Source organism: Clostridium sp. ETTB3, from assembly GCF_053571985.1.
Genome location: NZ_CP199832.1, coordinates 1 through 7,500 on the forward strand (window position 1 = coordinate 1; position 7,500 = coordinate 7,500).

Here is a 7,500-nt window from a genome sequence, read left to right on the forward strand (position 1 = left end):
ATGGAAACTGAGCTTAAAGAATTATGGGAAAAAACCCTAAATATAATAAAAGGCGAGTTAACTGAAGTTAGCTTTAATACTTGGATTAAAAGTTGTGAGCCAATATCCATATCATCAAATACTATAATCATCAGTGTTCCTAATTCCTTCACTCAAGATATATTGGAAAAAAGGTATAAAGATTTAGTTATAAATTCAATTGAAGCTGCATGCTCGAAAACCTATGAATTAGAGTTTGTAATTGCTTCTGAACTACAAGAAGTAGAAGAAAAAAATGAAGAAAATAAAAATACTAGTAAAAAAGATGGAATTTCAGTTACTGTAAATGACGAAATGTCGAGTACGTTAAATCCAAAATATACTTTTGATTCATTTGTAATTGGTAATAGCAATAGATTTGCTCATGCAGCTTCTCTTGCTGTTGCTGAATCTCCAGCTAAAGCTTATAATCCTCTTTTCATTTATGGAGGAGTGGGACTAGGAAAAACACATTTAATGCATGCAATTGGACATTATATTCTTCAAAATAATCCAAATGCAAAAGTTGTTTATGTTTCGTCAGAAAAATTTACTAATGAACTTATAAATGCAATAAAAGATGATAAAAACGAAGAATTTAGAACTAAATATAGAAGTGTCGATGTCTTATTAATAGATGATATTCAATTTATTGCCGGTAAAGAAAGAACTCAAGAGGAATTTTTCCATACATTTAACACTTTACATGAAGCAAATAAACAAATAATTTTATCTTCTGATAGACCCCCTAAAGAAATTCCAACTTTAGAGGATAGATTACGTTCAAGATTTGAATGGGGCCTTATTGCTGATATTCAAGCACCAGATTTTGAAACTAGAATGGCTATTTTAAAGAAAAAAGCCGATGTAGAAAAATTAAATGTACCTAATGAAGTTATGGTATATATAGCAACAAAAATAAAATCTAATATTAGAGAGCTTGAAGGTGCTTTAATTAGAATAATAGCTTATTCATCTTTAACGAATCGTGAAGTTACTGTAGATTTAGCAACAGAAGCTTTAAAAGATATAATTTCAAATAAACAAAACAAAAGCATAACTATAGATCTTATTCAGGACGTTGTAGCCACTTACTTTAATTTAAGAGTTGAGGACTTGAAATCACAGAGAAGAACAAGAAATGTAGCATATCCTAGACAGATAGCTATGTATTTAAGCAGAAAGCTTACAGATATGTCACTACCTAAAATTGGTGAGGAATTTGGTGGTCGTGATCATACTACTGTAATTCACGCTTATGAAAAAATATCAGAAAGCCTAAATAAAGACGAAAGCTTAGAACACACAATAAATGATATAACAAAAAAACTAACTCAAAAATAATCAACAACTGTACATAATAACTAGTGAATAGTTTGTGGATAACTTATTTTTTCGTCTTTGGCTGTGGATACTGTGGATAAGTCCGCGATTTTATCAACAACTTATCCACAGTATTTTTTACACGAAATTTGTTATAAAATCAGGGTTGTGGAAAGTTATCCACATATCCACAAGCCCTACTACTACTACTATTATATTTATCATATATATATTATCTATTTATAGTGCATAATTCCATGTGCATAACTGTGTATAACTTAGGAGGTAAGATTATGAACATAATATGCTCAAAGCAAAAATTACAAGATGGAATTTCTATTGTAACAAAAGCAATAACAGGAAAAACTACAATGCCTGTATTAGAAGGTATTTACATTCAATCAACTAAAGAAGGTTTAACTTTAATTGGTTCAGATATGGATGTTAGTATAAAAACAAAAGTAGAAGCAGAAGTTTTAAAAGAAGGCAGTATTGTAATTGATTCAAAGATTTTTTCCGAAATAATAAGAAAATTGCCAAATTCAGATGTAAAAATAGAAATATCAGAAAATGATTTAGTCCAAATTAGTTGTGAAAAGTCAGTTTTTAATGTCGTTTTTATGAACGCTGCTGATTATCCATCTTTACCAAGCATAAACGAAGAACTTAGTGTAGAAGTTCCTCAAAATTTATTAAAAAATATGATAAAAGGCACATCTTTTGCAATAGCTCAAGATGAAGCAAGACCAATATTACAAGGTATTCTTTTTGAAGTTAAAGATAAAGAATTAAATTTAGTTGCATTAGATGGATATAGATTAGCTGTTAGAAGTGAATTACTAGATGCTTATGACAACATTGAAGTAGTTATTCCAGGAAAAACTTTAAATGAAGTTTCAAAAATATTAGAAGATAATGGAGATATAATAAAAATTACATTCACAAATAATCATATATTATTTAATATTAACAACACTAAAATAATATCTAGATTATTAGATGGTAAATTTGTTAATTATATTTCACTTTTACCTCAGGAATATAAGTTATTAGTAAATGTTAAAAGACAAGAACTTCAACAAGGTATTGAAAGAGCATCGCTTATGGCAAAAGAAGGAAATAGTAATTTAGTTAGATTAGATGTTCAAGAAGATATTTTAGTTATAACTTCTAATTCTCAATTGGGAAAAGTAAGAGAAGAGGTTAATATAAATCTGCAAGGAGAAGGGATTCAAATTGCATTTAATTCAAGGTATTTATTAGACGTATTAAAAAGCATGGAAGAAGAAGAAATAGTTATTGAATTAACTTCAAGTGTTAGTCCATGTGTGATAAAGGGGAAAAATAGTAATAATGCCAAATATTTAGTTTTACCAGTAAGACTAGTAAGATAGGAGGGACTTGTATAAAATTTGAATAAATATACAAGAAGCGTTATGAATAAAATAGAAATTACAACAGAATTTATTAAATTAGATTCATTTTTAAAATTTTTGGGTGCAGTATCAATGGGTTCAGAAGCTAAAATGTTAATTTTAGATGAACTTATAAAAGTTAATGGTGAAATTTGCACACAAAGAGGGAAAAAATTATATAAAGGTGACATAGTTGAATTTAATGGGGAAAGTTACGAAGTAGTTTAAAGACTATTTTTCCCAGACTGCTTAACCTTATTAAGTTTAATATGTTATAATTAAAGGTGTTTAAGATGTTTATTAAAAGATTGCAAATGCTTAATTACAGAAATTATAATGTATTGGATATAAGCTTAGGTCCACATGTTAATGTTTTTATGGGTGATAATGCTCAAGGAAAAACTAATATATTAGAGGGCATATACTATTGTGCTTTTGCAAGATCTCATAGAACTTCAAAAGATAGAGAACTTATTAATTGGAATGCTGATAATGCACTTTTAAGTGTCTCTGTTGGAAGAGAAAGATTAGATAAGAGAATAGATATAAGCATTCTTAAGGACGGAAAAAAAGCAATACAAATTAACAAAATTAAAATTAAAAAAATAGGAGAGTTATTTGGAAATTTTAATGTTGTGATGTTTTCTCCAGAAGATTTAAAAATAATTAAAGATTCCCCTGGTGTAAGAAGAAAATTCATCGATATGGAATTATGTCAGTTAAATCCTAAATATTATTATAATCTTGTCCAATATAATAAAGTTTTAAATGAGCGAAATAGTATATTAAGAAATAAAAATATAAGTAAAGATATTTTAGATGTATATGATATGCAATTGGCTGAATTTGGATATAATATAATAATAGATAGATTAGAATATATTAAAAAATTAAATAAGTATTCAGAAAAAATACATTCAGATATAACTTCTGGAAAAGAAAAGATAGAATTTAAGTATACTAGTACTATTAAGGATTTAGAAAACATAAAAGAGAGTTTTTATTCACTATTAGAAAAAAATAGAGCTAGGGATTGCGAAAGAGGAATTACCTCTATAGGGCCTCATAGAGATGATTTTGTAGTTTTAATTAACGATATTGATACTAAAAGCTATGGATCTCAAGGACAGCAAAGAACAGCAGTATTGACTATTAAGTTTGCATCTTTAAAAATTATTAAGGAGCTTACTGGAGAACATCCAGTCTTGCTTTTAGATGATGTACTTTCTGAATTAGACTTTAGTAGAAAAAGATATATATTAAGTACAATAGGAGATATCCAAACAATTATTACATGTACTGGAATTGAAGATTTATATGAGTATTTGGATGATAAATCTAAAGTTTTTAAAGTTAAGGATGGGGAAATTCTTAACTAAAGGAGGAGTTCTTATGTTTTTACATTTAGGGGAAAACGTAGTAGTACCAATAAAGGATGTAATTGGTATATTTGATTTACAAACATCAATGTATAGTTCAGATACAATATCATTTTTAAGAATGGCTGAAGAAGATGGATTTGTTGAAAGAATTTCAAAGGAAAGTCCAAAATCATTTGTTATAGCAGAAGTTAATAAAATGAGTAAGGTGTATTTATCACCTATTTCGTCATCTACTTTAACTAAGAGAACAAATATTGATTATAATCCATAAGTCCAATATTTAGCCTTCATAGTTAAAAAATCAAAAATATAAGGAGGAGTTTATGTTGGAAGAGAATAAGCAAAGTTATGATGAAAGTCAGATTCAGGTTTTAGAGGGCTTAGAAGCAGTAAGAAAAAGACCAGGAATGTACATAGGTAGCACAAGTTCTAGAGGACTTCATCATTTAGTATATGAAATCGTGGATAATAGTATAGATGAAGCATTAGCTGGGTTCTGTGAAAATATAGAAGTTGCAATAAATGAAGATAACTCAATTACTGTAATTGATGACGGTAGAGGTATGCCTGTTGGAATTCATCCTAAGATGGGAAAATCTACAGTTGAAGTTATAATGACTGTATTACATGCTGGAGGAAAATTTGGAGGTGGCGGATATAAAGTATCTGGTGGTCTTCATGGTGTTGGTGCTTCAGTTGTTAATGCATTATCTGAATATTGTGAAGTTACGGTTACAAGAGAAGGGCATGTATGGCAACAAAGATATTCAAGAGGGAATATTTTATGTGATTTAACTAAAATAGGTGATTCAGATGGACACGGAACAAAAGTTATGTTTAAGCCAGACCCTGAAATTTTCGAAGATACTATATTTGATTTTGAAGTACTTGCAAGCAGATTAAGAGAGTTAGCTTTCCTTAACAAGGGAATTGCAATTACATTAATAGATAAAAGAGAAGAAGAAGAAAGAGTTGAAAAATATCATTATGAAGGTGGTATAAAGGAATTTGTTTCTTACTTAAATAGAAACAAAGAAGTTTTACATGAATCACCTATTTATGTTGAAGGCGAAAAAGATGGCATAATTGCTGAAGTTGCACTTCAATATAATGATGGGTATAATGAAAGTTTATATTCTTTTGCAAATAATATAGATACTATTGAAGGTGGAACTCACTTAGCAGGATTTAAGAGTGCATTAACAAGAGCAATAAATGATTATGCTAAGAGATTTGGACACATTAAAGATAGTGATAAAAATCTATCTGGAGATGATGCTAGAGAAGGGCTTACAGCAGTTGTTTCTGTTAAAATATCAGAACCTCAATTTGAAGGTCAAACTAAAACTAAGTTAGGAAATTCAGAAGTTAGAGGTGTTGTTGATTCTATAGTTGCTGAAGGTGTAAGTATTTTCTTAGAAGAAAATCCTGCAGTAGGTAAAATTATAATTGATAAAGCATTAATGGCAGCAAGAGCTAGAGATGCAGCAAGAAAAGCAAGAGAGCTTACTAGAAAATCAGTACTTGAAAGATCTACACTTCCAGGAAAGTTAGCTGATTGTTCATCTAAGGATCCTAAGGAATGTGAAATTTATATAGTCGAAGGGGATTCAGCCGGTGGTTCAGCAAAGCAAGGAAGAAATAGAAAGTTCCAAGCAATTTTACCGTTAAGAGGTAAGATATTAAATGTTGAAAAGCAAAGGTTAGATAGAATCCTTAATTCTGAAACTATAAGATCTATGATTACTGCTTTTGGAGCAGGTATTGGAAAAGATTTTGATGAAGAAAAGTTAAGATATGACAGAATAATAATCATGACCGATGCCGACGTTGATGGAGCTCATATTAGAACTTTACTATTAACGTTCTTCTATAGATATATGAGACCACTTATAGATGGAGGTCATGTATATATAGCTCAACCACCATTATACAAAGTAAGCAAGGGTAAAAAAGAAGGGTATGCATATACTGAAGAAGAGCTTGCTAATCTTTTAGAAGAATTCGGTGGTAAGGATAATACTATAAACATTCAAAGATATAAGGGTCTTGGAGAAATGAATGCAAGTCAGTTATGGGAAACAACTATGGATCCTGAACATAGAATCTTAAAGAAAGCAACTGTAAGTGACGCAATTGTTGCAGATGAAATATTCACTATATTAATGGGAGACAAGGTTGAACCAAGAAGAGAATTTATTCAAAAGAATGCTGGTAAAATAAGCAATTTAGATATTTAGTACTAAGAAGTTAGTATTAGTTGAGGTGAGTACATGAACTTAAATGAGGGAAAATTTATACATGTAGATATAAATAAAGAAATGAAACAATGCTACATTGATTATGCCATGAGCGTAATAGTTGGGCGTGCTCTTCCAGATGTAAGAGATGGTCTTAAGCCTGTTCATAGAAGAATTCTTTATGCGATGCAAGAATTAGGTTTAGAACCTAATAAGGGTTACAGAAAATGTGCCAGAATAGTTGGTGAAGTTTTAGGTAAGTATCATCCACATGGAGATACATCGGTCTATGATGCTTTAGTAAGAATGGCTCAAGATTTCTCAATGAGATATATGCTTGTTGATGGCCATGGTAACTTTGGGTCTGTTGATGGTGACAGTGCAGCCGCAATGAGATATACAGAAGCAAGAATGAATAAAATATCAGTAGAAATGCTTAGGGATATAAATAAAAATACTGTTGATTTTATGCCAAACTTTGATGGTGAAGAACAAGAACCGGTAGTATTACCATCAAGATATCCAAATCTTTTAGTAAATGGATCATCTGGTATTGCTGTAGGTATGGCAACTAATATACCTCCTCATAACTTAGGAGAAGTTATAGATGGAACTATAATGTTAATAGATAATCCAGAAGCTACAGGATTAGATATTATGACATGTATAAAGGGACCTGATTTCCCTACCGGTGGAATAATAATGGGTAAATCAGGAATAAGAGCTGCATATGAAACTGGAAAAGGTAAAATTGTAGTAAGATCTAAAACTGAAATAGAAGAGGAAAATGGAAGACATAGAATAGTAGTTACTGAAATTCCATATCAAGTTAATAAGGCTAAGCTTATTGAAAGTATTGCAGATTTAGTAAAAGATAAAAGGATTGTTGGAATATCTGACTTAAGAGATGAATCAGATAGAGAAGGTATGAGAATAGTAATAGAATTAAAGAAGGATGCAAATCCAAATGTAGTTTTAAATCTATTATTTAAGCATACAAAAATGCAAGATACTTTTGGGATTATAATGCTAGCATTAGTTAATAATCAACCTCAAGTTTTAAGCTTAAAGGAAATATTAAATAATTATATTAACTTTCAAAAAGAAGTTGTAACTAGAAGA

7 protein-coding genes (1 of these 7 only partly in view) are annotated in these 7,500 nt (G+C 29.8%); all 7 read left to right on the forward strand.

What is annotated here, in order from left to right; genetic code table 11:
- Positions 1 to 1,362, forward strand: a complete 1,362-nt coding sequence (gene dnaA / locus ACUN06_RS00005) for a chromosomal replication initiator protein DnaA (RefSeq protein ID WP_294127853.1) — start codon at positions 1 to 3, stop codon at positions 1,360 to 1,362.
- 272 nt (positions 1,363 to 1,634) lie between these two features.
- A complete protein-coding gene (dnaN, locus tag ACUN06_RS00010; RefSeq protein WP_331892986.1) occupies positions 1,635 to 2,735 on the forward strand; it encodes a DNA polymerase III subunit beta in 1,101 nt (366 codons plus the stop codon).
- 42 nt (positions 2,736 to 2,777) lie between these two features.
- Positions 2,778 to 2,984, forward strand: coding sequence for an RNA-binding S4 domain-containing protein (locus tag ACUN06_RS00015; protein WP_291732209.1), 207 nt, complete (start codon positions 2,778 to 2,780; stop codon positions 2,982 to 2,984).
- 65 nt (positions 2,985 to 3,049) lie between these two features.
- Positions 3,050 to 4,135: a DNA replication/repair protein RecF gene (recF, locus tag ACUN06_RS00020; RefSeq protein ID WP_291732200.1), complete on the forward strand. Its 1,086-nt coding sequence runs from the start codon at positions 3,050 to 3,052 to the stop codon at positions 4,133 to 4,135.
- 13 nt (positions 4,136 to 4,148) lie between these two features.
- Positions 4,149 to 4,409: an extracellular matrix regulator RemB gene (remB, locus tag ACUN06_RS00025; RefSeq protein ID WP_042397179.1), complete on the forward strand. Its 261-nt coding sequence runs from the start codon at positions 4,149 to 4,151 to the stop codon at positions 4,407 to 4,409.
- Positions 4,410 to 4,461: 52 nt separating this feature from the next.
- Positions 4,462 to 6,378, forward strand: coding sequence for a DNA topoisomerase (ATP-hydrolyzing) subunit B (gene gyrB / locus ACUN06_RS00030; protein ID WP_294369551.1), 1,917 nt, complete (start codon positions 4,462 to 4,464; stop codon positions 6,376 to 6,378).
- Positions 6,379 to 6,411: 33 nt separating this feature from the next.
- Positions 6,412 to 7,500 carry the 5' portion of a DNA gyrase subunit A gene (gene gyrA / locus ACUN06_RS00035; RefSeq protein ID WP_294369550.1) on the forward strand. The gene runs 1,458 nt beyond the window's last position, so the window shows 1,089 of its 2,547 coding nt (coding positions 1-1,089); it begins with the start codon at positions 6,412 to 6,414; the stop codon falls past the right edge of the window.